Genomic DNA, 22,488 nt, shown 5'->3' with positions numbered 1-22,488 from the left:
ATCGACTTATGCCTTACACGCTGACCGGCCTTTGCGAGTTTCGCGAAGAAATACGCAAGAGCCGCTTTATCACGCTGGCCGCGCCGATCACCAGCGCGCAGGACGCTCAAGCCTTTATCGAGCACCACAGTGACCTGAACGCCACCCACAACTGCTGGGCCTGGAAACTGGCCGATCAATACCGCAGCCACGACGACGGCGAGCCCGGTGGCACCGCCGGGCGCCCGATACTCGCCGCCATCGAGGCGCAAGGGTTCGATCAGGTCGCGGTGCTGGTGATTCGCTGGTACGGCGGCATCCAGCTAGGCACTGGTGGGCTGGCGCGTGCCTATGGCGGCGGCGCCAACAAGTGCCTGCAAACGGCCGAACGCATCGAGCTGATCAGCCGCGTGGGGCTGAGTTGCGCCTGCGGCTTCGCCGAACTGAATCTGGTCAAGCTGCGCGTGGCCGAGCTGGGCGGGCTGCTGGTGGAAGAGCATTTCACCGCCAACGGTGTCGAGCTGCAACTGGCCCTGGGCGAAGCACACATCGACACCCTGCAAACCCAACTGGCCGACCTGAGCCGTGGCCGTATCCTGCTGCAACGCTGAACCTGCTACTGTTGCCCACTGCACCCTGAACCGCTACTGCAAAGGAAGCTTTTCATGTCTACGCAAAAAACCGCACTGATCATCGGCGCCTCGCGCGGCCTGGGCCTTGGCCTGGTCAAGCAATTGCTGCAGGACGGCTGGGACGTCACCGCCACCGTGCGCGACCCGGGCAAGGCCGATGCCCTCAAGGCCGTCGGCCCGGTCCAGATCGAAAAACTGGACATGGACGATCAGCAAGCCGTGATCGCCCTGAGCCAGCGTCTCAAGGACCGCACCTTCGACCTGCTGTTCGTCAACGCTGGCGTCAAGGGCCCGGATAACCAGGAACCGGGCCACGCCACTCTGGCGCAGGTCGGCCAGCTGTTTTTCACCAACGCTGTGGCGCCAATCAACCTGGCCCAGCGCTTTGTCGGGCAAATCCGCAAGGACAGCGGCGTGCTGGCGTTCATGAGTTCGGTGCTGGGCAGCGTGACCATCCCGGACGGTTCAGATATGGCGCTGTACAAAGCCAGCAAGGCGGCGCTCAACTCCATGACCAACAGTTTCGTCACCCAGCTGGGCGGAAAAAAACTCACTGTGCTGTCCCTGCATCCGGGCTGGGTGAAGACCGACATGGGCGGTGAGAACGCCCATATCGATGTCGACACCAGCGTGCGCGGCCTGGTGGATCAGGTAAATGCCTACACCGGCAAAGGCGGCCATCACTTCGTGGACTACAAGGGCGACACCATCGCCTGGTAGTCTTCGCGCCTGGAGCGAGCTTGCTCGCTCCAGCACCTCGCCCTCCCCGGCGACCCTGGATCAGCAGACAGGGCAACACTGAGCTGGCAAACCTGAACCCATCATTCAGAGGAGCCGGCCAATGCCTGCGACCCGTATCTGGTTAAAAAACCCCCTCGCGATATTCACCGCCAATAGCCTCGATGCCCGCGGCGGCCTGGTGCTGCAAGACGGTGTAATCAGCGAAGTGCTGGCCCACGACCAGGCGCCCTCGACGCCCTGCACCCAAGTGTTCGACGCCCGCGAGCATGTGATCCTGCCGGGCCTGATCAACACCCATCACCACTTCTACCAGACCCTGACCCGCGCCTGGGCCCCGGTGGTCAACCAGCCGTTGTTCCCCTGGCTGAAAACCCTGTACCCGGTGTGGGCGCGCCTGACTCCGGAAAAGCTCGCGCTGGCCTCCAAAGTGGCACTCGCCGAACTGTTGCTCTCCGGCTGCACCACCGCTGCCGACCATCATTACCTGTTCCCCGATGGGCTGGAAAATGCCATCGATGTTCAAGTGCAAAGCGTGCGCGAGCTGGGCATGCGCGCCATGCTCACCCGCGGTTCCATGAGCCTGGGCGAAGCCGACGGTGGCCTGCCGCCGCAACAGACCGTGCAGCAAGGCCAAGTGATTCTCGACGACAGCCAGCGCCTGATCCGCCAATACCATGAACGCGGCGACGGCGCGAAGGTCCAGATTGCCCTGGCGCCCTGCTCGCCATTTTCGGTCACGCCGGAAATCATGCGCGCCAGCGCCGAAATGGCCAGTCAACTCGATGTGCGCCTGCACACGCACCTGGCCGAGACCCTCGACGAAGAAGACTTCTGCCTGCAACGCTTCGGCCTGCGCACCGTGGATTACCTCGACAGCGTTGGCTGGCTCGGCCCACGTACCTGGCTGGCCCATGGCATTCATTTCAACCCGGACGAAATCGCACGCCTGGGCGCAGCCGGCACCGGTATCTGCCATTGCCCCAGTTCGAACATGCGCCTGGCGTCCGGCATCTGCCCCACCCTCGACCTGCTCGCCGCCGGCGCGCCGATAGGCCTTGGCGTCGACGGTTCGGCCTCCAACGATGCGTCGAACATGATCCTCGAGACGCGCCAGGCGTTGTATATCCAGCGCCTGCGCTACGGCGCCGAAAAAATCACCCCCGCAGGCGTGCTCGGCTGGGCGACCCAAGGCTCGGCGCAACTACTAGGGCGTACGGATATCGGTGAACTGGCCGTAGGCAAACAGGCGGATCTGGCGCTGTTCAAACTCGATGAACTGCGGTTTTCCGGCAGCCATGATCCGCTTTCGGCGCTGCTGCTGTGCGGCGCAGACCGGGCGGACCGGGTGATGGTTGCTGGTCAGTGGCGCGTCATCGACGGCCAGGTCGAAGGGCTGGACCTCAAGGGCCTGATCGCCGATCACACCCAGGCCGCGCGGCAATTGATCGCAGGAACCTGAGCCAGACAGCGTTCAAAATGTGAGAGGGGGCTTGCTCCCGATGACAGTGTGTCAGCTACAGATAAGCTGACTGATCCACTGCTATCGGGAGCAAGCCCCCTCCACCTTGGTTATGCGCTGCTTAAAGTCCGAGCAGCGACAACATGATGAACGTCGCAAACAGCACAAAGTGCGTCATCCCTTCGATGGCATTGGTTTCGCCGTCGTTGAGGTTGATCGCACTCACGATCAGCGTGATAAACACCATCACCGTCTGCACCGGAGTCATCGCCATCTGGAACGGCTGGCCGCTGTACAGCGCCATGGCCTCCATCACCGGTACGGTCAGAATCACCGTCGACAACGAAGCACCCAAGGCAATGTTCACCACCGACTGCATGCGATTGGCCAACGCCGCGCGCAACGCCGTCAGGATCTCCGGCGCCGCCGAAATGGCCGCCACCACAATCGCCGTGATCACCGGCGGTGCGCCCGTGCCTTCCAGGCCCAGGTCGAGGGTTTTGGACATCACCTCGGCCAGCGCACCAATCACGATCACGCCGAACACCAGAGTACCGATGGAAAATGCCAGGCTCACCGGCGCCTCATGCTCGGCTTCCGGCAGTTTCTTGCGGCGTTTTTCCGGGTAGCTGTAGCTGAAGAAGTAACTGTGCGGCCCGACCTGCATGCGCAGGAACAAGGTGTAGAGCACCACCATCGCGCCGATGGTAAACGCCGAGTAAATTTTCCAGTCGGCCTCGGGGATAAATTCCGGCACCACCATCGACACACCCATGGCGGTCAGGATCATCACGCTGTAGGTGCGCGCCGAGTCATCGTTGTAGGACTGTTCGCCGTGCTTGATGCCTCCCATCAACGCGGCTAGGCCGAGGATGCCGTTGATATCCAGCATCACCGCCGAATAAATGGTGTCGCGCACCAGCGTGGGCGACGGCTCGTTGCTCATCATGATCGCCAGGATCACCACTTCCACCAGCACCGCGGCCAGCGTCAGGATCATGGTGCCGTAGGGGTCGCCGACCTTTTCCGCCAATTGCTCGGCATGATGGGCAACGCGCATCGACGCCATCACGATAAAGCCGATCAGCGCCAGGCCCGCCACCAGCGCCACGACCTGCCCGCTGTGCAGCATCCAGTGCTCCAGCGGGTAAGCGGCGATGGCGGCAATCAGCGCCAGCAGCATGAATTTTTCTTGCTTGAGTGAGGTAAGCATTGCGGGCCTTCTGGTAGGGCAAATCAGTCATTGATGGGGTACAGACTGCATCGCGCCGCTAACGTTTCGTTACACCTTAGTTCAAGTCGCCCTTGCGCGAATAATAGGAATACTCTCCTGCCGGTCAGGTTTTGCCGATTATTTCTGCCATGGCCTGTAGAATGCCGCCATTGCACCTGATGAGAATTTGACTATGTACGATTGGCTCAATGCCCTGCCCAAGGCTGAATTGCACCTGCACCTGGAAGGCTCGCTGGAGCCTGAGCTGCTGTTCGCCCTGGCCGAACGCAACAAGATCGCGCTGCCGTGGAACGACGTCGAAGCCCTGCGCAAGGCCTACGCCTTCAACAACCTGCAGGAATTTCTCGACCTGTATTACAAGGGCGCCGACGTGTTGCGCACCTCCCAGGACTTCTACGACCTGACCTGGGCGTACCTGCTGCGCTGCAAGGCCCAGAACGTGATTCACACCGAACCGTTCTTCGACCCGCAAACCCACACCGACCGTGGCATCCCCTTTGAAGTGGTGCTCAACGGCATCGCCGCCGCACTCAAGGATGGCGAGCAGCAACTGGGCATCACCAGCGGCCTGATCCTCAGCTTCCTGCGCCACCTGAGCGAAGCCGAAGCCGAGAAAACCCTCGACCAGGCGCTGCCGTTCCGTGACGCCTTCGTGGCCGTGGGCCTGGACAGTTCGGAAATGGGTCACCCGCCGAGCAAGTTCCAGCGCGTGTTCGACCGCGCCCGTGGCGAAGGCTTCCTCACCGTGGCCCACGCCGGCGAAGAAGGCCCGCCCGAGTACATCTGGGAAGCCATCGACCTGCTGAAGATCCAGCGCATCGACCATGGCGTGCGCGCCATCGAAGACGAGCGCCTCATGCAGCGCATCATCGACGAACAGATCCCGCTGACCGTGTGCCCGTTGTCCAACACCAAGCTCTGCGTATTCGACGACATGGCCCAGCACAACATCCTCGACATGCTCGAGCGTGGCGTGAAAGTGACGGTGAACTCCGATGACCCGGCGTACTTCGGCGGTTATGTCACCGAGAACTTCCACGCGCTGTACACCAGCCTGGGCATGACCCAGGACCAGGCCAAACGCCTGGCGCAAAACAGCCTGGATGCACGGTTGATCAAGCCATAACTGAATCCACAAAACCAAATGTGGGGGCTGGCTTGCCTGCGAAGGCGATTTTTCGGTGTGCATATCCGGTGCTGCGGTAACGGCGACTTAGGGGGCCGCCCTTACGGCGGCTCACTTTTGGAAAGACCCAAAAGTAAGCAAAAAGTCTTTGCCCCAACACTCGGCACCTCGCTCAGGCTCGGCCAGCGTGTTTGACGGGGCGCCTCAGATCAAAAGCAAAAGCGCGGGGCCTTAGAGCCGACCGGTATGGGTGAGTGTGAACGCGATCAAATGTGGGAGCGGGCTTGCCCGCGAAGGCGTCGGCCCTGCAAACATTGCTGTTGACTGACCCACCGCTTTCGCGAGCAAGCCCCTCCCACACTCCGGTATGCAGTGTTCTTCATGCCTCGCTGAGTTCTTCCAGGGTCTTGCCCTTCGTCTCCATCCCGAACACCCACACAACTACTGCCGCCACGGCAAAGCACAGCGCGCCCAGGGCAAACACCCCGCCCTGCCCGGTGATCGGGAATACCAGTCCGGTCACCAGCGGCCCGAGCAGCGAGCCGACCCGGCCGATGGCCGAGGCAAACCCGGAGCCTGTCGCTCGCGCCGATGTGGGGTAAAGCTCCGGCGTGTAGGTGTACAGCACCGCCCACATGCCAAACAGGAAGAACTGCATCAGCAGCCCCGAGGTGATCAGCAGGCCCACGTTGCCGCCAAACACCGCGCTTTGTCCGTAGAGAAACGCCATCACCCCGCCGCCCAGCAGCGTCACCACGCACACCGGTTTGCGTCCCCAGCGCTCCACCAGCCAGGCCGCCATCAGGAAGCCGGGAATTCCGCCCAGGGAAATGATCACCGTGTAATACACCGACTGCGTCACCGCAAACCCGGACTGTTGCAGCAGTGCACTCAGCCATGAGGTCAACCCGTAGAACCCGAGCAAGGCAAAGAACCACACGCTCCAGATCATCATCGTGCGCTGGCGGTACTGCGCCGACCACAGCTGGTGAAATGCAGAGAAGAACGTGCCCGGCGCACTCTCCACCCGTGGCAATGCAATCGGTTCGGGCAAGTCCGCGCGGCCCAGCGAATCGCGCACCTTCTGCTCGATCCCCAGCAGTACCTTGTCGGCCGCCGCATGCCGCCCGGCCTGCTCCAGCCAGCGCGGTGACTCCGGAATAAAAAAGCGGATCGCCAGGACAAACACCGCCGGCACCGCCAGCACCAGGAAGATGTCGCGCCAGCCAATCACCGGCAACAGGAAGTAAGACAGCACGCCGGCGGCCACAAAGCCCAACGGCCAGAAGCCGTCCATCAAGGCGATGTAGCGCCCGCGCCGCTTGGCGGGAATCAGCTCCGACAGCATCGACTGGGCAATCGGAAACTCCATGCCCATGCCGATGCCGAGCAGCACGCGGAACAAGGTCAGCGCCTCCACCGTCTGCGCCGTCGAGCACAGGTAACTGGCCAGGCCCCACAGCACGATGCTCCACTGGAACACCGGCTTGCGGCCGAAGCGGTCCGCCAGCATGCCGGACAGGGACGCGCCCACCACCATGCCGAAAAAACTCGAGCTGGCGAGCAACCCGGCCTGGGCTGTGCTCAAGCCGAACTCGGTTTTGATCAAGCCCAACAGAAAGGTCATCATCGCCAGGTCCATGGAGTCGAAGAAAAACGCCAGGGCGATGATGATAAAAATGACGCGGTGATAGCCGCTCAAAGGTAACCGTTCCAGCCGTTCCGCCGCGCTATAGCCTTGCCTGCCCATGCTGCACCCCCAGTGTGAAAGTCCCCACGGCGAGTGTGCGGCATCGTTTTGACGGGCTATTGCTGGATGCGACCTGACCGAAACCCTGAACGACGCCAAGCGCCTCAGGCCTGGGCCGGTTCGGCCAGACGGGCGATTTCCAGCAGCCCCGCAGGGCTCACCAACAGGCCGCGAGACTCGTGGGTGGTGCTGATCCAGTTCGACTGCAAAAACAGTTGCAGCAGGCCCGCCGCCAAAGCACCACCCAAGTGTGGCTGCTGCTGGCTCCAATCGAAACAGTCGCACACCAGCGGCGCGGCCAGCGCCTGGGTGAAGATTCCCAGGCCCGCCAGTTGCTGCGCGCCCTTTGGGGTAACTTCGACGCGCTGCTCACACCGCTCGATCCACCCCGCCGCCGTCATCCGTTGATACAACTGCGCCGCCAGTTCACCGCCCAGGTGGCCGTGGCACAAGCGCACGTGACGCAACGACGCCGGTGCCGCCAACGACGCAGGTGTCACGTGGGGCGAACAACGCGCGGCACTGGCCATGGTGGTGCTGGCCAGGGCGTCGATAGCCAGGCTGACATCGGCGGCGGCAACGCGGAAGACGCGCCGGCCACGCCGCACCTCAACCCTCAGCAGGCCACTGCCGGCCAGTCGAGCCAGGTGAGCATTGGCCGAGGTCGACGACACGCCGGCCAGCGTCGCCAATTCCTCCGACGACTTGGCCGAACCGTCCATCAATGCCCAGAGCATGGCGGTGCGCTTGGGCTCGGCCAGCAAGCTGGCAATACGACTGATGCATGGTGCCTGTTCCATCTATCCACTCCCTGTTGACGCATTTTCTGATGCGGTGGCCGCCAGAGTACAGGCACACAAACCGGCGGTTCCATGGGGTCTTACAGCGTGGATAGGGACATGAGCTGCGTGAAATTTCCGGCTTTGATGGAAGGTTTTACTTCGGACGTATTCACCCTGGCATTTGCGCCGTCAATGTCGCACAACGGGACACGAGCATTTCCCGCAGCAGCTTGATGGGCTTGCTCAATTGCGCACGGTGCGCGCACAGCAGATTGAGGGGTGTGCCCTCGCCGCGCAGCGCCGGCAGGATCAAACGCAGGCGCCCGGCCAGCACGTCGGCGCTCACATCCAGCCAAGACTTGTAGGCAATGCCCATGCCCGCCACAGCCCAGCGCCGCACCACATCGGCGTCATCACTGAAGCGATCGCCCGTGACCGTCAGGCCGACCTTCCGCTTGCCATCGTGAAAGCCCCATTGATCGTGCACGCGGGTGCCGAGCATATACAGCAGGCAATTGTGCTGGGCCAGTTGCTCCAGCTGCTGCGGCTCGCCATGCCGCGCGAGATAGCCGGGGGCGGCGCACAGTACGCGGATATTGTCCGGTGCGACCGGCAACGCCACCAGGCTGGAGTCCTCGGGCTCACCATAGCGCAGGGCAATATCCACCGGCTGGCGAAACAGATCGGCAATGCGATCGCCCAGCAGCAGACGAATGTTCAGTTGCGGGTGCTCGCGCTGGAACTCATCCAGCCAAGGCAACAGCAGGTTGCGCCCGAAATCCGAGGGTGCCGACAGTTGGAGCACACCGCTGACGTGGTCCTGGCCGCTGGCCAGATGGCGCCGCCCGTCCTCCAACGCACCCAACGCGGTGCGCGCGTAATCCAGGAAGCCCTCACCCTCGGCTGTCAGGCGCAAACTGCGGGTGGAACGCGCCAGCAAGCGCGCGCCCAGTTGCTGCTCGATGCGCTTGAGGGCGGCACTCGCCACTGCCGGCGACAGGTCCATCACCCGCGCCGCCGCCGACAGACTGCCCAGGTCCGCAGCGCGCACAAACAACTGCAAATCATCAAAACGCAGCATCAAACCCGCCCATTATCAAAATATTGTTGAAACAGACCTCTGTTTTAGCGGCTTTTATCCGCGCAGCAAATAGCCAATCATCTGGACATCCCGTTCATCTCGTGTCTGGAGTCGATTATGTCCACCGCTTTTAACGTCATCGCCACGCTGATCGCCAAGCCCGACCAACAGGACACCCTGGAAAAACTCCTGCGAGAGCTGTTGGAGCCCACCCGCCTTGAGGCCGGTTGTGAGCAATACGACCTGCACCAGGACCTGCAACACCCGCAGACCTTCTACATGCTCGAACGCTGGAGCGACGATGCCGCCCTCGCCGACCACGACCAGAGCGCCCATATCCAGAGCTTTCGCGCCAAGGCCGCCGAGGTCATCGAACACTTCGAACTCAAGCGCCTGACATTGCTCGCCTGATCACCGCGACTGCCCAATCACCCTCTTACGGAGCCCCCATGAAAGCCATCGCCTACTACGCCTCACTGCCGATCAACGATCCAAAATCCCTGCAGGACATCGAACTGCCTGAACCTGTCGCCGGCCCGCGCGACTTGCTGGTGGAGGTCAAAGCCATCTCGGTCAACCCGGTCGATACCAAGATCCGCCAGAACGTCGCCCCGGAAAACGGCGACGCCAAGGTGCTGGGCTGGGACGTGGCGGGCGTGGTCAAGGCGGTTGGCAGCGACGTGACGCTGTTCAAGGCCGGTGACAAGGTGTTCTACGCCGGCTCCCTGGTGCGCCCGGGCGGCAACAGCGAGCTGCACACCGTCGACGAACGCATCGTCGGGCACATGCCCAAGCGCTTGAGTTTCGCCGAAGCAGCCGCCCTGCCCCTGACCGCCATCACCGCCTGGGAACTGCTGTTCGAGCGCCTGCAGGTGCGTGAAGGGCAAGAAGACGAAGGCCAGAGCCTACTGATCGTCGGCGCTGCCGGAGGCGTGGGCTCGATCCTTACCCAGTTGGCCAGCCGGCTTACCGCGTTGAAGGTAATCGGCACCGCCTCGCGCCCGGAAACCCAGGCCTGGGCCAAAGACCTCGGCGCCCACCTGGTGATCGACCACAGCAAACCGCTGAGCCAGGCCCTGCAGCAGGCCGGCCACCCGCAGGTGACCCACGTTGCCAGCCTGACCCAGACCGAGCATCACCTGGATCAACTGGTGGAGGCGCTGCAACCTCAGGGCAAGCTGGCGCTGATCGACGACCCCAAGGCACTGGACGTCAGCACGCTCAAGCGCAAGAGCTTGTCGCTGCACTGGGAGTTCATGTACACCCGCTCGATGTTCGAAACACCGGACATGATCGAGCAACACAACCTGCTTAACCGTGTGGCCGAGCTGATCGACGACGGCGTTCTGAAAACCACACTGGGCGAGCACTTCGGCGTGATCAACGCCGACAACCTGCGCCGTGCCCACGCGTTGCTCGAAAGCGGCAAGGCCAAGGGCAAGATCGTGCTCGAAGGGTTCTGATCGGTCAGACCTGCACCTGTTCGGCCCGCGCCCGCTGCAGGCGCTGGGTCGACATGGCAATGGTCACCGCGAGCACCCCGCACAGGCTGATGACCATCGCCATCGGCAGCGCGGTGCCGTCATGCAACACCCCCACCAGCGAAGCGGCCCCCGCCGCCACGCCAAACTGAATGCACCCCAGCAACGCCGAGGCACTGCCGGCCCGCGCACCCTGCCCGGTCATGGCGCAGGCCGAGGTGTTCGGCAAAATACACCCCAGGCTGGCGATGCAGATAAACAGCGGCACCAGCAACGGCCATAGCGCCTCGGTGCGCAGCGCGGCAATGCCCAGCAACGTGAGCGCCGCCAACGCATACAACCACACGGTACGCGACAGCAGGAACGCCGGCCCACGCTTGGCCAGCAGCCGCGCATTCACCTGCGCCATCAGGATAAAGCCCGCCGCATTGGAGCCGAACAGCCAGCCGTAATGCTCAGGCGCCACGCCATAGAGCTTGATGAAGACGAAAGGCGAACCGGCGATGTAGGCAAACATCCCGGCGATCGAGATACCGCCGGTCAGCGCGTAACCGAGGTAGACGCGGTCCGAGAGCAACGCGGCGTAACGACGCAACGAACCCGACAACGGTTGACGCGCTTGATGGGCCGGGAAGGTTTCCGGCAACCCCACGGCCACCGCGATGGCGGCCAGTGCGCTGAACAGCGACAACGCCAGAAAGATCGACTGCCAGCCCCACAAGCCGACCATGACCCCGCCCGCCAACGGCGCCAGGATCGGCGCCAGGCCGGTCACCAGCATCAGTTGCGAATACACCTTGGCCGAGCCTATGGCATCGCACTTGTCACTGACCACCGCGCGGGAAATCACCATGCCCGCGCACCCGCCCAGGGCCTGCACGAAGCGCGCGCCGATCAGCCATTCCAGGGACGGCGCGTAGGCGCAGGCGCAAGAAGCGAGGGTAAACAGGATCACACCGCTGAGCAGCGGCACCCGACGCCCGAAGCGGTCGGCCAGCGGGCCGTAGATCAATTGACCAATGGCCAGGCCGGCGAAATACACCGCCAGGGTCAGCTGGATATGTTTTTCATCGGTGGCAAACGCCGTGGCCATGGCCGGAAAGCCCGGCAGGTAAAAATCGATCGACAACGGCGCGAAGGCGCTCAAGGCGCCCAGGATCAGGATTATGCGAAGGTTCATCAGACACCCAAGTGAGTCGGCAGCCCGATAGTCTAGCTGCGGGTGAGTGTCTTGGATAGAACGATAGCTCGCTAACTATTGAAGTTCAGACATCCCTGTAGCCGTCTTCCCATCAAGTTCCAACAACATCGGCCGGGCTGGTATTTGCACGCGCTGTCGGCCAAGCTGCACCTACCTTTGCATCTGAACCACGGAGCATTCGCCATGCGCTGGTCGTATTTTGCCGTTGCCGGCCTGCTGAGCCTGTCTACCGCTGCGCCCCTGGCCAGCGCCGCACAGGATTACGCGGTACTGATCATTTCCCGCGAACGCCTGGAAGTGCCGACCACCTGCGAAATCGGCCTCTACATCCAGGACCAACTGGCCGGCCGCCTGTTCCAGGAGGAGTCCACCTCCTTCAACCTGCCACCGGGCGATGTGTCGCTGCGTCTCAAGCTGCTGCCGGGCCAGACCCCGGGTTGCCTGCCGGGCCTGCTCGCGCCACCTGCGCAAAACATCACGCTCAAGGCTGGCGACATACGCAAGTTGCGCATCGCACAGGGGCCGGACGGCATGTACCTCAAGGCGGCCGAACTCGATTACTGAAACGTCACCCTTGACCTTCCCCACAGGTCAAGGTTGATGCTTGGGGGCAACTTCCCTTGGAGGACTGCCCCATGAACCGATCCACCACCTTCGACCTGCCCATCAGCGGCATGAGTTGCGCCAGCTGTGCCGGCCGGGTCGAACGCGCGCTGGGCCAGGTACCGGGCGTGCAAAGCGTCAGCGTCAACCTGGCCAGCGAGCGCGCCCATGTCGACGTGCTGGGCCCAATGGACCCCGGCGTCTTGATCGCCGCCGTCGACAAGGCCGGCTACACCGCCACCCTGCCGCAAACTCACATCGACACCCAGGCCGACCAGGCCCGACGCCTGCACCGCGAGCGCTGGGCATTGCTGTTGGCGATTGCGCTGGCGTTGCCCCTGGTGCTGCCGATGCTTGTGCAACCTTTCGGCCTGCACTGGATGCTTCCGGCCTGGGCGCAGTTCGCCCTGGCCACGCCGGTGCAGTTCATCCTCGGCGCGCGGTTTTACAGCGCCGCCTGGAAGGCCGTGCGAGCCGGCACTGGAAATATGGACCTGCTGGTCACCATCGGCACCAGCGCCGCTTATGGCCTCAGCGTCCATCAATGGCTGACCGCCGCCGCACCGCATTTGTATTTCGAAGCATCCGCCGTGGTGATCGCCCTGGTGCTGCTCGGCAAACACCTGGAAAGCCGCGCCAAACGCCAGACCGCCAGCGCCATCCGTGCCCTTGAGGCCCTGCGCCCGGAGCAGGCGGTACGCATGCGCGACGGGCTTGAAGAAACCGTCGCCATCCACCAGCTCAAGCGCCATGACCTGGTTGTGGTCAAACCCGGCGAGCGCTTTGCGGTAGATGGTGAAGTGGTGGAAGGCTTCAGCCACGCCGACGAAGCGCTGATCAGCGGCGAAAGCCTGCCGGTGCCCAAGCAGCCTGGCGATCCGGTCACCGGAGGCGCCATCAACGGCGAAGGCCGCCTGCTGGTGCGCACCCTGGCCCTTGGCGCGGAAAGCGTGCTGGCGCGGATCATTCGCCTGGTGGAAGACGCCCAGGCGGCGAAGGCACCGATCCAGAAACAGGTGGACAAGGTCAGTCAGGTATTCGTCCCGACAGTGCTGGCGCTGGCGTTGATCACGTTGGTGGGCTGGTGGCTGTACGGCGCGCCGCTGGAAACCGCGATCATCCATGCGGTCGCCGTACTGGTGATCGCCTGCCCCTGCGCCCTGGGCCTGGCCACACCCACCGCGATCATGGCCGGCACCGGCGTCGCCGCGCGTCACGGCATTCTGATCAAGGACGCCGAGGCGCTGGAGCGTGCCCATGACGTGAGCGCCGTAGTGTTCGACAAGACCGGCACGCTCACCTGCGGGGCCCCCAACATCGCGCACCTGGCGTCGGTGGAGGGCAGCGAGTCCCTGCTGTTGCAACAGGCCGGCGCGTTGCAACGTGGCAGCCAGCACCCGTTAGCCAAGGCTGTACTGGATGCCTGCAAGGAACAGGGTCTGTCCGTCGCCGACGCGAGCGCCAGCCAATCCCTGAGCGGGCGCGGCATGACCGGCACCGTTGACGGCAGGCAACTGGCGCTGGGCAACACGCGCATGCTGCAGGAGCACGGTTTAAGCGCAGGCGAACTGGCTAACCGAGCCAGCGCCTGGGAAGCCGAAGGCCGCACCTTGTCCTGGCTGATCGAACAAGGCCCGCAACCGCGCGTGCTCGGGCTGTTCGCCTTTGGCGATACGCTCAAGCCCGGTGCGCTGGCGGCGGTACAGGCACTCAAGGCGCAACACATCAGCAGCCACTTGCTCACCGGCGACAATCGCGGCAGCGCGCAGGCCGTGGCCCAGGCGCTGGGCATCGGGGACGTGCACGCGCAGGTGCTGCCTGCCGATAAAGCCGCGATCATCGCGCAGTTGAAAAAAACCGGCGTGGTGGCGATGGTCGGCGACGGCATCAATGACGCTCCGGCCCTGGCCGCTGCCGATATCGGCATTGCCATGGGCGGCGGCACCGACGTGGCCATGCACGCCGCCGGTATCACCCTGATGCGCGGCGACCCGCGCCTGGTGCCGGCGGCGCTGCAGATCTGCCGCAAAACCCACGCAAAAATCCGCCAGAACCTGTTCTGGGCCTTTGTGTTTAACGTGATCGGCATTCCGCTGGCGGCGTTCGGCCTGCTCAACCCGGTGATTGCCGGCGCGGCGATGGCCTTGTCCAGCGTCAGTGTGGTGAGCAATGCGCTACTGTTGAACACCTGGAAACCGCAGCATCTGGAGGACCAACGCCCATGAACATCGGCCAAGCCGCTCGCCAGAGTGGACTGAGCGCAAAGATGATTCGCTACTACGAATCCATCGGCCTGCTCGAAGCCGCCCAGCGCACCGACAGTGGCTACCGCGTATACGGCGCGCAGGACCTGCACACCCTGGCGTTCATCAAACGCTCGCGCGACCTTGGGTTTTCATTGGAAGAGGTCGGCAAGTTGCTGACCCTGTGGCAGGACCGGCAACGCGCCAGCGCCGATGTAAAGGCACTGGCGCGTCAGCATATCGACACCTTGAACCAGAAGATTGTGGAGCTTGGACAACTGCGCGACACCTTGCAGGACCTGATGGATCACTGCCAGGGCGATCACAGGCCGGACTGTCCAATTCTCAAGGAATTGGCGTCAGGCAGTTGCTGCAACTGATCGCACGCGCAATCAATGTGGGAGGGGCATCGCTCCCTCTTATCGAATCAAACACAAAATGACTTTTTGATTTTTAAAGCCTGAAATTTCAGTCAGCCACATTCCTTTGGCGAGCGGGCTTGCCCCGCGTTGGGCTGCGCGGCGGCCCCAAAACCATGCTCCGCGCAGTGCCAGGTACACCGCGCTTTCCTTGATTGGGGGGCGCTGCGCGCCCCAACGCGGGACAAGCCCGCTCGCCACAAAAAGCCCGCTCGCCACAGAGAGTCCAGTTTGCTGTGCGACAGCGCCAAGTCGAAGACTTGACGGAGCCTCCCGCAGTTGATGGCTATACAGCCAAAGATCACTGCATCCAAGGCGGCGGCGGTGGCTCGTCGGATCCTTTGCTCGGTGGCGCGTCATCCGCCGCCCGAATCGCCTGCTTGCGCGCCTCATCCAGCCGCGCCGCTTCGATTTCGCGGATCACACCGCCCACATCCGCCAGCTCTTCCGGCTCGTCGAACTCGCCGGTCAACACGCTGGCCGGGTGCAGGGTGCCGGCTTCGTACAACGCCCACATTTCCTTTGCGTACCTGGTCGTTTTCAACTCCGGGGCAAAGCGCCCGAAGTAGGACGCCATGTTGCCCACGTCGCGCTCCAGCATGCTGAACGCATGGTTGTTGCCCGCCGCATCCACCGCCTGGGGCAGGTCGATGATCACCGGGCCCGTGGGCGTGAGCAGTACGTTGAACTCCGACAGGTCACCGTGCACCAGGCCGGTACACAGCATCAGCACGATCTGGGAGATCAGGAAGGCGTGGTATTCGCGCGCCTGGTCCGGGTCCAGGGTCACGTCGTTCAGACGCGGCGCCGCATCGCCGTACTCATCGGCCACCAGTTCCATCAACAACACGCCTTCAAGGAAGTCGTACGGCTTGGGCACGCGAACGCCTGCACCGGCCAGGCGGAACAATGCCGCCACTTCCGCGTTCTGCCAGGCGTCTTCGGTTTCTTTCTTGCCGAACTTGGAACCCTTGGCCATGGCCCGGGCCTGCCGGCTGTTGCGGACCTTGCGGCCCTCCTGGTATTCGGACGCCTGACGAAAACTTCGTTTGTTCGCCTCCTTGTAAACCTTGGCGCAACGCAATTCGTTGCCGCAGCGCACCACATAAACAGCTGCTTCTTTACCACTCATCAGAGGGCGCAGCACTTCGTCGACCAGACCGTCTTCGATCAGGGGTTCAATGCGTTTAGGAGTCTTCATCAGCTTTTATTGTGGGTCCTTTATTACCAAATACGCGTATGGCACTCGTTATACGGCAATCGGCGCGCCGGTGGGAGAGGCGACCGACCTTTGACCATCCAAGAATGCATCCTGTGTGCCAATTTCACTGCCCATTAACGTTCAATGATGGCAGTAACCCCCTGCCCGCCCGCGGCACAGATCGAAATCAGCCCCCGCCCCTTGCCCGCCACGTCGAGCAGCTTGGACAGGTTGGCGACGATGCGCCCACCGGTAGCCGCAAACGGGTGCCCGGCGGCCAGGGAGCTGCCCTTGACGTTCAGCCGGCTGCGGTCGATGGCCCCCAGCGGCGCGTCCAGGCCCAAGCGCGTCTTGCAGTAGTCGGCGTCTTCCCAGGCCTTGAGCGTGCACAGCACCTGGGCGGCGAAAGCTTCGTGGATTTCGTAGTAATCAAAGTCCTGCAGCGTCAGACCATTCCTCGCCAGCAGGCGCGGCACCGCGTACACCGGCGCCATCAACAGGCCTTCGGCGCCGTTGACGAAATCCACCGCCGCCGATTCGCCGTCGCGCAGGTAGGCCAGAATCGGCAAGCCGCGCTCACGGGCCCAGGCTTCGCTGCCCAGCAACACCAGGGAAGCACCATCGGTGAGCGGCGTGGAGTTGCCGGCGGTAAGAGTGCCTTTTTCACTGCGCTCGAAAGCAGGCTTGAGCGCGGCAAGTTTTTCCAGGCTCAGGTCGGGGCGCAGGTTGTTGTCGCGGGTAAGGCCCATAAACGGCGTGAGCAAATCGTTGTGCCAGCCTTCGGCAAAGGCCGCAGCCATTTTCTGGTGGCTCTCAAGGGCCAACTGGTCCTGCTCGGCACGAGGAATCTGCCAGGTCTGCGCCATCAATTCACAGTGCTGGCCCATCGACATTTTGGTGCGCGGTTCGCCATTGCGCGGCAACTCAGGCTTGAGGTGCTGCGGACGAAGTTGTAACAGTACTTTTAATTTATCCGCCATGGACTTGCTGCGGTTGGCTTGCAGCAGGATCTTGCGCAGCCCTTCATTCACGCCAATCGGCGCGTCCGAGGTGGTGTCGACGCCGCCGGCGATACCGCACTCGATCTGGCCCAGGGCGATTTTGTTGGCCACCAGCAACGCCGCCTCCAGCCCCGTGCCGCAGGCCTGCTGGATGTCATAGGCCGGGGTCTGCGGCGCCAGCCGCGAGCCCAGCACGCATTCGCGGGTGAGGTTGAAGTCGCGCGAATGCTTGAGCACCGCGCCGGCGACCACTTCGCCGATGCGCTGGCCGTGCAGGTCGTAGCGCTCGATCAGGCCTTCCAGGGCAGCGGTCAGCATCGCCTGATTGCTCGCGGTGGCGTAGGGACCATTGGAGCGGGCGAACGGAATGCGGTTACCGCCAATGATCGCCACACGGCGCACTTGAGTCATAAGAAGCTCCCTCTGTCGGTTGCGGGTTGGATCACTGAGCCTAGTCGAACGACTGCTACCCTGGAATGGTCAACCTTTTGAACCCCAGCTTTCGGAGAGCGTTCCATGTCTGACCGTTATATCGACTTCGCCAACTCAAGCTTCGGCCATCGCCTGGTCGCCGCCATTGGCCTGCCGTCACCGGTGCGGCTGGAACGCTGGCAAGCGGGGCGCCTGCGCCCGGTGGAAGGTGCACTGTTGCTGGGCGGCGGCGCACTGGCCGACAAGGTGCAGGCGTTTGCCCACAAACTCACCGACGCCACCTACCGCTATGGCACCGAGACCTCGACCTGGATTCCCGGCCACGGCCCCAAACTCAAGGCGGTGGTGTTCGACGCCAGCGGCTTGCAGCACACCGATCAGCTCAAGCAATTGCGCGAGTTCTTCCAGCCGCTGTTGAAGAACCTCGACCACAGCGCCCACCTGGTGATCCTCGGCCGCGCGCCGGAAGGTCTCAATGACCCGTTTGCCGCCAGCGCCCAGCGCGCCCTCGAAGGGTTCAGCCGTTCCCTGGCCAAGGAGCTGCGCAGCGGCGGTGTGCTGCAGTTGCTGTATGTCGGCGAGGGAGCTGAAGACCAGCTGGAAGGCGCGCTGAGGTTTTTCCTCTCGCCTAAAAGCGCCTACATCTCAGGCCAGGTGCTGCGCCTGCAAGCGTGCGCCACGCTGGTGGAGGACTGGACGCGCCCATTGGCGGGGCGCAAGGCGCTGGTCACCGGCGCCGCCCGTGGCATTGGCGCCTCCATCGCCGAAACCCTGGCCCGCGATGGCGCCGAGGTGATCCTGCTGGACGTGCCCCAGGCCAAGGCCGACCTCGACGCCCTGGCCGCGCGCCTGAGCGCGCGCACCATCACCCTGGATATCTGCGCCGAAGACGCCGCCAGCCAGTTGATCGAACACCTGCCCGACGGCCTCGATATCGTGGTGCACAACGCTGGCATCACCCGCGACAAGACCCTGGCCAACATGACTCCGGAGTACTGGGACGCGGCGCTGGCGGTCAATCTCAATGCGCCGCAGGTGCTGACCAAGGCCCTGCTCGACAGCGGCACCCTGCACGACAACGCGCGCGTGGTGCTGCTGGCCTCCATCAGCGGCATCGCCGGCAACCGCGGGCAGACCAACTACGCCGCGAGCAAGGCCGGACTGATCGGCCTGGCCCAGGCCTGGGCACCGCTGCTGCAGCAACGAGGAGTCAGCATCAATGCGGTGGCGCCGGGGTTCATCGAAACCCGGATGACCGCGCATATTCCGTTCGCCCTGCGTGAGGCCGGGCGGCGCATGAGTTCACTGGGCCAGGGCGGCCTGCCCCAGGACGTCGCCGAAGCCGTGGCGTGGCTTGGCCAGCCGGGGGCCGGCGCGGTCACCGGCCAGGCCCTGCGGGTCTGTGGGCAAAGTTTTCTGGGAGCGTGAGCATGGACTGGCAAACACTGGGCAGCACGCCGTTTCTACCGCCGTTGTACTGGCGCGCGGCGCTCAAGCGCAAGATCAGCTGCAGCACACTGCCCGATAAGGGCCTGCGCTGCCGGGTCAGCCTTGAGCCCCAGAACGTAGCGGCGTATCGCAAGGTCTGCGGCTTCGCCGACGGGCCGATATTGCCGGCGACTTACCCGCATATCCTCGCGTTCGGCTTGCAGATGCAGCTGCTCACCGACCGACAGTTCCCCTTCCCTCTGCTGGGGCTGATCCACCTGAGCAACCGCATCCGCCTGCATCGCCCCCTGGGCGGTGTCAGCGAACTGACCCTGGCGGTGCATGCCGAAAACCTCACGCCTCACGCCAAGGGCGCCACCTTCGATCTGGTGACCACCGCCCACGATGCCCTCGGTTTGCTGTGGCAGGCCGAGAGCCGCATGCTGTGCCGAGGCGTCAAGCTCGACGGGCAAGCGTCGGATGACACGCGGCCTGCGCCCGTGGACGTCAGCGAACTGACCCGCTGGAAAGCCCCGGCCGACATTGGCCGACGTTACGCGCGGGTGTCCGGCGACTACAACCCGATCCACCTGAGCGCGCTCACCGCCAAACTGTTCGGCTTCCCCCAGGCCATCGCCCATGGCCTGTGGAACAAGGCGCGCATGCTCGCCGCGCTGGGCGAACACTTGCCTGCGGCGAATGTGGAGATCGAGGTGGAATTCAGGAAACCGGTACGTCTGCCCGGAGAGGTGACGCTGTACGCCAGCGCACCTGGGGCCAGCGGTGAATTACAGCTCAAAGGCGCGGGGGATATTCGGCACATGGTCGGCACCTGGCGGACACTGGAACCTCTGTAGCGAGCGGGCTTGCCCTAATGCCTTTCAGTTAAGCGTAAATCCCCTGTGGGAACGGCGCTGCGACTTGCCCGCGGAAGCGGTGGGTCAGTCGACCTCAATGTTTGCAGGGCCGACGCCTTCGCGGGCAAGCCCGCTCCCACATTTGATCGCGTTCACACTCACCCATACCGGTCGGCTCTACGGCCGCCGCGCTTTTGCTTTTGATCTGAGGCGCCCCGTCAAACACGCTGGCCGAGCCTGAGCGAGGTGCCGAGTGTTGGGGCAATGAAAAGTCGCACCGCTCGTTGCTTTGAGCATCACGCTGTGGCGAGCAGGCTTGTCCTGCGTTGGGCTGCGCAGCAGCCCCACAACCAGGCGCTGAGCCGTATCAGGTACACCACATTTTGCTGAATTGGGGGCGCTTCGCACCCCTACGCGGGGCAAGCCCGCTTGCCACAATAACCACACACATTTTCCTTAACTGACCGGCATTGGGGGCTTGCCAAAGGAATGTGCTGGCCTGCCAGATCCGGAGTGTCGTTAACGGGGCGGGTAGCTGGAGAGAATTCGCGCCACCGTTTTACGAACAGCATCACTGCGATCCTGCGGGTTGGGTGAGCTGGCCATCAATTGCTCGTCACTGCCGCGCCACACCAGCTTGCCGTCCTTGCCGTCGAGCAGGTCGATCTGCAGAGTCGCCACCTTGTAGGTGAGGTTGCGCGTTTCGTTGTACATCGGCGCGCCCCAGTAGCCGTTCCACGGGTTGCCCCACGGGCCACCGTAGTTGGTGGTGACTTGTTGCTGGCGGTCTTCGACGATCAGGTAGGCCTGCACACGCAGGTCGGCCCGAGCGCCTGACGCGGCAGGGCGCAGGCCGCGCTGGTCCAGTTGCTCGCCCACGGCCTGGCGGATGCGCTGTTCGGTGAGGTCACTCTTGATGCGCGGGTCATCCGGGCTGTATTGCAGGGCCGGGTCTTTCCAAGCCCAACTGCGGTAGGCGCCGAAGTCTCGGCTGGCGTCAAAATCGTGGTTGACCTGGCCGCTCTGGCAACCGCCCAGCAGCAGAACAACGGCAAGCGCAGCGATACGTCCAAACATGATAGTTCTCCCAGACCCTAGCGTTAATGCGGAGGATACGCCGTCAGCGCCTTTTGCACCGCCTGGCGCAACGCATCGGCGCGCTCGCCAAGGCTGCCCGAGCTGCCGGTTTCGGCGCTGGCACTCCACACCGGCTGGCCGCTGCGCGCGTCGAAGAGGTCGACCCGCACCACAACCACCTGCACTTCATAAGTGCGCACCAGCGGCGCCGAGTTGTACATGCCGTAGCCATTGCCATAGCGGTTGTAGCCACCGTAGCCGCCGTTGTAACCGCCGTTGTAACCATAGTCATCGCGCACCTGCCGCAAGCGCTTTTCCGTGTGCACATCCGCGCTGACCAACAGGTCGGGCGCGCGGTTGTCGTGCAGCGGGCGCAGGCCACGCTGGTCCAGCGCGCCGCTGACCGCCTCGGCAATCTGCGCCGAATCCGCCCAGGCACTGCCCGCCGGGAGCTGGCCGTTGCGCCAGGCCCAGTTGCGGTAGGCGCCGTAGTCGCGCACCGGCGCCGGATACGCGCTGGCATCGAACACCCTGGCCGCTTGCGCGGGTGCCGGCGGCATCGGCGCCGAACTGGCCACGTAAGGGTTGGGGCTGGAACAGGCGCCCAGGCCCAGGGATAACAGAATCAAACAGAGACGACGCATTTCGACCTCCGCAAACTGGCGTGCTTAAACCGGACGACACATCCAGTGCAAATAGCGCCCAAGTCCGGCAAAGCCTGGGTGACGACGATAAGCGAGCTCCATCTCGACTAAATCCTGCAACTGGGCCCGGGCCTGGAATTCCACCGGCATGTAGTCGTGAAACACCCTGACACCACTTTGGCTTTCGACCTGCCAGAGGCCTGCGAGTTGCGCCGCCAATTCCCGTGGATCGAGCGGTTGCTGTGGCGTGAGGCTCTGCTTCTCGCCAGCCATGTCGTTGTTGCGCATCTTGCGAAAGTGGCCCTTGAGCAGGTTGCGGTAGATCAACGCATCGCGGTTGTAGAACGCCAGCGATAGCCAGCCACCCGGCACGGTCAGTTGATGCAGCACCGGCAGGATCGCGTGGGGTTCGGCCAGCCATTCCAGCACGGCGTGGCACAGCACCAGGTCGTAGGGTTCGGTGAGCTGGCCGGGCAGTTCCTGCCAGGGCGCATGAATGAAGGTTGCGCTCTGCCCTGCCTCGGCGAAACGCTGGCGCGCGCCGTCGAGCATCGGCGCGGCGGGCTCGGCCAGCGTCACCGTGTGACCGCGTTCGGCGAGCCACAGCGACATGTGGCCCAGCCCCGCGCCGATGTCCAGCACGCGCAATGGGCGTTGCGGCAAAGCCTCGGCGAGGTCGGCCTGGAGCACCGCCAGGCGGATGGCACCCTTGGCCCCGCCGTAGATTTTCTCGGCGAAGCGCGTGGCCAACTGGTCGAAGTGGCGATCACTCATGGGCGAACCGCCGTTCGCTGTCGGCCAGCTTGGCGCGCACCACCGCGTCCATGTCCAGGCCCAGTTCACTGCACAGCAACAGCAGGTACAAGACGATATCACCGACTTCCTGCCCGGCATGGGCAAGTTTCTCCGGCGGTAGCTGGCGCGACTGGTCTTCGCTGAGCCATTGGAAGATTTCCACCAGCTCGGCCATTTCCACACTGGCGGCCATGGCCAGATTTTTCGGGCTGTGGAACTGCTTCCAGTCGTTGGTATCGCGGATGCGGTGCAGGCGTTCGGTGAGGTGTTCGAGGTTCATGCTGGGCTCCTGAAGGCGTATAGCTTCGGGGGGATGGGCCTT

General features: G+C 63.6%; 23 protein-coding genes. 11 read left to right on the top strand and 12 right to left on the bottom strand.

Annotation, left to right across the window (positions count from 1 at the left end; translation table 11 throughout):
* Positions 1-8 precede the first annotated feature (8 nt).
* The 3 genes from TU75_RS07155 to TU75_RS07145 all read left to right on the top strand — a co-directional run bounded on the left by TU75_RS07155 (position 9) and on the right by TU75_RS07145 (position 2,811).
* Positions 9-590: an IMPACT family protein gene (locus TU75_RS07155; RefSeq protein WP_060548547.1), complete on the top strand. Its 582-nt coding sequence runs from the start codon at positions 9-11 to the stop codon at positions 588-590.
* Positions 591-644: 54 nt separating this feature from the next.
* Complete coding sequence (locus tag TU75_RS07150) at positions 645-1,331, top strand: SDR family oxidoreductase (RefSeq protein WP_015373690.1); 687 nt, start codon at positions 645-647, stop codon at positions 1,329-1,331.
* Between the two features lie 121 nt (positions 1,332-1,452).
* Positions 1,453-2,811, top strand: a complete 1,359-nt coding sequence (locus tag TU75_RS07145; RefSeq protein WP_003233119.1) for an 8-oxoguanine deaminase — start codon at positions 1,453-1,455, stop codon at positions 2,809-2,811.
* 121 nt (positions 2,812-2,932) lie between these two features.
* On the opposite strand, the gene TU75_RS07140 is transcribed toward TU75_RS07145, so the two are convergent.
* A complete protein-coding gene (locus tag TU75_RS07140; RefSeq protein WP_003233121.1) occupies positions 2,933-4,024 on the bottom strand; it encodes a calcium:cation antiporter in 1,092 nt (363 codons plus the stop codon).
* 193 nt (positions 4,025-4,217) lie between these two features.
* On the opposite strand from TU75_RS07140, the gene TU75_RS07135 reads away from it, so the two are divergent.
* Positions 4,218-5,171, top strand: a complete 954-nt coding sequence (locus TU75_RS07135) for an adenosine deaminase (RefSeq protein WP_003233123.1) — start codon at positions 4,218-4,220, stop codon at positions 5,169-5,171.
* Positions 5,172-5,550: 379 nt separating this feature from the next.
* Here the strand turns inward: TU75_RS07135 and TU75_RS07130 are convergent, their stop codons facing one another.
* The 3 genes from TU75_RS07130 to TU75_RS07120 form a co-directional block, all read right to left on the bottom strand.
* A complete protein-coding gene (locus TU75_RS07130; protein WP_060548546.1) occupies positions 5,551-6,921 on the bottom strand; it encodes an MFS transporter in 1,371 nt (456 codons plus the stop codon).
* A gap of 104 nt (positions 6,922-7,025) precedes the next feature.
* Positions 7,026-7,721, bottom strand: a complete 696-nt coding sequence (locus TU75_RS07125) for a winged helix-turn-helix domain-containing protein (RefSeq protein ID WP_060548545.1) — start codon at positions 7,719-7,721, stop codon at positions 7,026-7,028.
* A gap of 151 nt (positions 7,722-7,872) precedes the next feature.
* Complete coding sequence (locus TU75_RS07120; RefSeq protein WP_060548544.1) at positions 7,873-8,784, bottom strand: LysR family transcriptional regulator; 912 nt, start codon at positions 8,782-8,784, stop codon at positions 7,873-7,875.
* 117 nt (positions 8,785-8,901) lie between these two features.
* On the opposite strand from TU75_RS07120, the gene TU75_RS07115 reads away from it, so the two are divergent.
* Complete coding sequence (locus TU75_RS07115) at positions 8,902-9,195, top strand: putative quinol monooxygenase (protein WP_003233131.1); 294 nt, start codon at positions 8,902-8,904, stop codon at positions 9,193-9,195.
* 38 nt (positions 9,196-9,233) lie between these two features.
* Complete coding sequence (locus TU75_RS07110; protein ID WP_060548543.1) at positions 9,234-10,247, top strand: zinc-binding alcohol dehydrogenase family protein; 1,014 nt, start codon at positions 9,234-9,236, stop codon at positions 10,245-10,247.
* A gap of 4 nt (positions 10,248-10,251) precedes the next feature.
* On the opposite strand, the gene TU75_RS07105 is transcribed toward TU75_RS07110, so the two are convergent.
* Positions 10,252-11,445, bottom strand: a complete 1,194-nt coding sequence (locus TU75_RS07105) for a multidrug effflux MFS transporter (RefSeq protein WP_060548542.1) — start codon at positions 11,443-11,445, stop codon at positions 10,252-10,254.
* A gap of 204 nt (positions 11,446-11,649) precedes the next feature.
* Here TU75_RS07105 and TU75_RS07100 point away from each other — a divergent pair, with 204 nt between their 5' ends.
* The 3 genes from TU75_RS07100 to cueR all read left to right on the top strand — a co-directional run bounded on the left by TU75_RS07100 (position 11,650) and on the right by cueR (position 14,692).
* Complete coding sequence (locus tag TU75_RS07100) at positions 11,650-12,030, top strand: hypothetical protein (protein ID WP_003233137.1); 381 nt, start codon at positions 11,650-11,652, stop codon at positions 12,028-12,030.
* A 71-nt stretch (positions 12,031-12,101) separates the two neighbouring features.
* Positions 12,102-14,294, top strand: a complete 2,193-nt coding sequence (locus TU75_RS07095; protein ID WP_060548541.1) for a heavy metal translocating P-type ATPase — start codon at positions 12,102-12,104, stop codon at positions 14,292-14,294.
* The gene (gene cueR, locus TU75_RS07090) at positions 14,291-14,692 is read left to right on the top strand and encodes a Cu(I)-responsive transcriptional regulator (RefSeq protein WP_003233141.1); all 402 of its coding nucleotides are present in this window, start codon (positions 14,291-14,293) and stop codon (positions 14,690-14,692) included. The genes TU75_RS07095 and cueR overlap by 4 nt, the downstream gene beginning before the upstream one ends.
* A 39-nt stretch (positions 14,693-14,731) precedes the next feature.
* On the opposite strand, the gene TU75_RS27305 is transcribed toward cueR, so the two are convergent.
* The 3 genes from TU75_RS27305 to TU75_RS07080 form a co-directional block, all read right to left on the bottom strand.
* Positions 14,732-14,872, bottom strand: coding sequence for a hypothetical protein (locus tag TU75_RS27305; RefSeq protein ID WP_156422776.1), 141 nt, complete (start codon positions 14,870-14,872; stop codon positions 14,732-14,734).
* A gap of 160 nt (positions 14,873-15,032) precedes the next feature.
* Positions 15,033-15,932 (bottom strand): PA4780 family RIO1-like protein kinase, encoded by a 900-nt coding sequence (locus tag TU75_RS07085; RefSeq protein WP_003233143.1) that lies wholly within the window; start codon positions 15,930-15,932, stop codon positions 15,033-15,035.
* A 134-nt stretch (positions 15,933-16,066) separates the two neighbouring features.
* Positions 16,067-17,344, bottom strand: a complete 1,278-nt coding sequence (locus TU75_RS07080; RefSeq protein WP_060548540.1) for an acetyl-CoA C-acetyltransferase — start codon at positions 17,342-17,344, stop codon at positions 16,067-16,069.
* Positions 17,345-17,449: 105 nt separating this feature from the next.
* Here TU75_RS07080 and TU75_RS07075 point away from each other — a divergent pair, with 105 nt between their 5' ends.
* The gene (locus TU75_RS07075) at positions 17,450-18,793 is read left to right on the top strand and encodes a 3-oxoacyl-ACP reductase (protein WP_060548539.1); all 1,344 of its coding nucleotides are present in this window, start codon (positions 17,450-17,452) and stop codon (positions 18,791-18,793) included.
* 2 nt (positions 18,794-18,795) lie between these two features.
* Positions 18,796-19,650: a MaoC family dehydratase gene (locus TU75_RS07070; RefSeq protein ID WP_060548538.1), complete on the top strand. Its 855-nt coding sequence runs from the start codon at positions 18,796-18,798 to the stop codon at positions 19,648-19,650.
* Between the two features lie 519 nt (positions 19,651-20,169).
* On the opposite strand, the gene TU75_RS07065 is transcribed toward TU75_RS07070, so the two are convergent.
* The 4 genes from TU75_RS07065 to TU75_RS07050 are packed head-to-tail and all read right to left on the bottom strand — an operon-like array spanning position 20,170 to position 22,446.
* Positions 20,170-20,727 (bottom strand): DUF4136 domain-containing protein, encoded by a 558-nt coding sequence (locus tag TU75_RS07065; protein ID WP_060548537.1) that lies wholly within the window; start codon positions 20,725-20,727, stop codon positions 20,170-20,172.
* A 23-nt stretch (positions 20,728-20,750) separates the two neighbouring features.
* Positions 20,751-21,371: a DUF4136 domain-containing protein gene (locus tag TU75_RS07060; RefSeq protein ID WP_015373681.1), complete on the bottom strand. Its 621-nt coding sequence runs from the start codon at positions 21,369-21,371 to the stop codon at positions 20,751-20,753.
* Positions 21,372-21,395: 24 nt separating this feature from the next.
* On the bottom strand, positions 21,396-22,145 hold the full coding sequence (locus TU75_RS07055; protein WP_060548536.1) for a methyltransferase domain-containing protein: 750 nt from the start codon (positions 22,143-22,145) through the stop codon (positions 21,396-21,398).
* A complete protein-coding gene (locus TU75_RS07050; RefSeq protein ID WP_003233158.1) occupies positions 22,138-22,446 on the bottom strand; it encodes a MazG-like family protein in 309 nt (102 codons plus the stop codon). The genes TU75_RS07055 and TU75_RS07050 overlap by 8 nt, the downstream gene beginning before the upstream one ends.
* Positions 22,447-22,488 lie beyond the last annotated feature (42 nt).

Source organism: Pseudomonas poae, assembly GCF_001439785.1.
Taxonomy (GTDB): Bacteria; Pseudomonadota; Gammaproteobacteria; order Pseudomonadales; family Pseudomonadaceae; genus Aquipseudomonas; species Aquipseudomonas poae.
Note: the sequence above shows the minus strand (reverse complement) of the source record. Positions and strands in the feature narration are given on the sequence as shown.

What these genes read in the sequence shown, in the direction of transcription:
- TU75_RS07155 (WP_060548547.1), top strand. Translation starts at nt 9, where the DNA reads ATGCCTTACACGCTGACCGGCCTTTGCGAGTTTCGCGAAGAAATACGC.
- TU75_RS07150 (WP_015373690.1), top strand. Translation starts at nt 645, where the DNA reads ATGTCTACGCAAAAAACCGCACTGATCATCGGCGCCTCGCGCGGCCTG.
- TU75_RS07145 (WP_003233119.1), top strand. Translation starts at nt 1,453, where the DNA reads ATGCCTGCGACCCGTATCTGGTTAAAAAACCCCCTCGCGATATTCACC.
- TU75_RS07140 (WP_003233121.1), bottom strand. Translation starts at nt 4,024, where the DNA reads ATGCTTACCTCACTCAAGCAAGAAAAATTCATGCTGCTGGCGCTGATT.
- TU75_RS07135 (WP_003233123.1), top strand. Translation starts at nt 4,218, where the DNA reads ATGTACGATTGGCTCAATGCCCTGCCCAAGGCTGAATTGCACCTGCAC.
- TU75_RS07130 (WP_060548546.1), bottom strand. Translation starts at nt 6,921, where the DNA reads ATGGGCAGGCAAGGCTATAGCGCGGCGGAACGGCTGGAACGGTTACCT.
- TU75_RS07125 (WP_060548545.1), bottom strand. Translation starts at nt 7,721, where the DNA reads ATGGAACAGGCACCATGCATCAGTCGTATTGCCAGCTTGCTGGCCGAG.
- TU75_RS07120 (WP_060548544.1), bottom strand. Translation starts at nt 8,784, where the DNA reads ATGCTGCGTTTTGATGATTTGCAGTTGTTTGTGCGCGCTGCGGACCTG.
- TU75_RS07115 (WP_003233131.1), top strand. Translation starts at nt 8,902, where the DNA reads ATGTCCACCGCTTTTAACGTCATCGCCACGCTGATCGCCAAGCCCGAC.
- TU75_RS07110 (WP_060548543.1), top strand. Translation starts at nt 9,234, where the DNA reads ATGAAAGCCATCGCCTACTACGCCTCACTGCCGATCAACGATCCAAAA.
- TU75_RS07105 (WP_060548542.1), bottom strand. Translation starts at nt 11,445, where the DNA reads ATGAACCTTCGCATAATCCTGATCCTGGGCGCCTTGAGCGCCTTCGCG.
- TU75_RS07100 (WP_003233137.1), top strand. Translation starts at nt 11,650, where the DNA reads ATGCGCTGGTCGTATTTTGCCGTTGCCGGCCTGCTGAGCCTGTCTACC.
- TU75_RS07095 (WP_060548541.1), top strand. Translation starts at nt 12,102, where the DNA reads ATGAACCGATCCACCACCTTCGACCTGCCCATCAGCGGCATGAGTTGC.
- cueR (WP_003233141.1), top strand. Translation starts at nt 14,291, where the DNA reads ATGAACATCGGCCAAGCCGCTCGCCAGAGTGGACTGAGCGCAAAGATG.
- TU75_RS07085 (WP_003233143.1), bottom strand. Translation starts at nt 15,932, where the DNA reads ATGAAGACTCCTAAACGCATTGAACCCCTGATCGAAGACGGTCTGGTC.
- TU75_RS07080 (WP_060548540.1), bottom strand. Translation starts at nt 17,344, where the DNA reads ATGACTCAAGTGCGCCGTGTGGCGATCATTGGCGGTAACCGCATTCCG.
- TU75_RS07075 (WP_060548539.1), top strand. Translation starts at nt 17,450, where the DNA reads ATGTCTGACCGTTATATCGACTTCGCCAACTCAAGCTTCGGCCATCGC.
- TU75_RS07070 (WP_060548538.1), top strand. Translation starts at nt 18,796, where the DNA reads ATGGACTGGCAAACACTGGGCAGCACGCCGTTTCTACCGCCGTTGTAC.
- TU75_RS07065 (WP_060548537.1), bottom strand. Translation starts at nt 20,727, where the DNA reads ATGTTTGGACGTATCGCTGCGCTTGCCGTTGTTCTGCTGCTGGGCGGT.
- TU75_RS07060 (WP_015373681.1), bottom strand. Translation starts at nt 21,371, where the DNA reads ATGCGTCGTCTCTGTTTGATTCTGTTATCCCTGGGCCTGGGCGCCTGT.
- TU75_RS07055 (WP_060548536.1), bottom strand. Translation starts at nt 22,145, where the DNA reads ATGAGTGATCGCCACTTCGACCAGTTGGCCACGCGCTTCGCCGAGAAA.
- TU75_RS07050 (WP_003233158.1), bottom strand. Translation starts at nt 22,446, where the DNA reads ATGAACCTCGAACACCTCACCGAACGCCTGCACCGCATCCGCGATACC.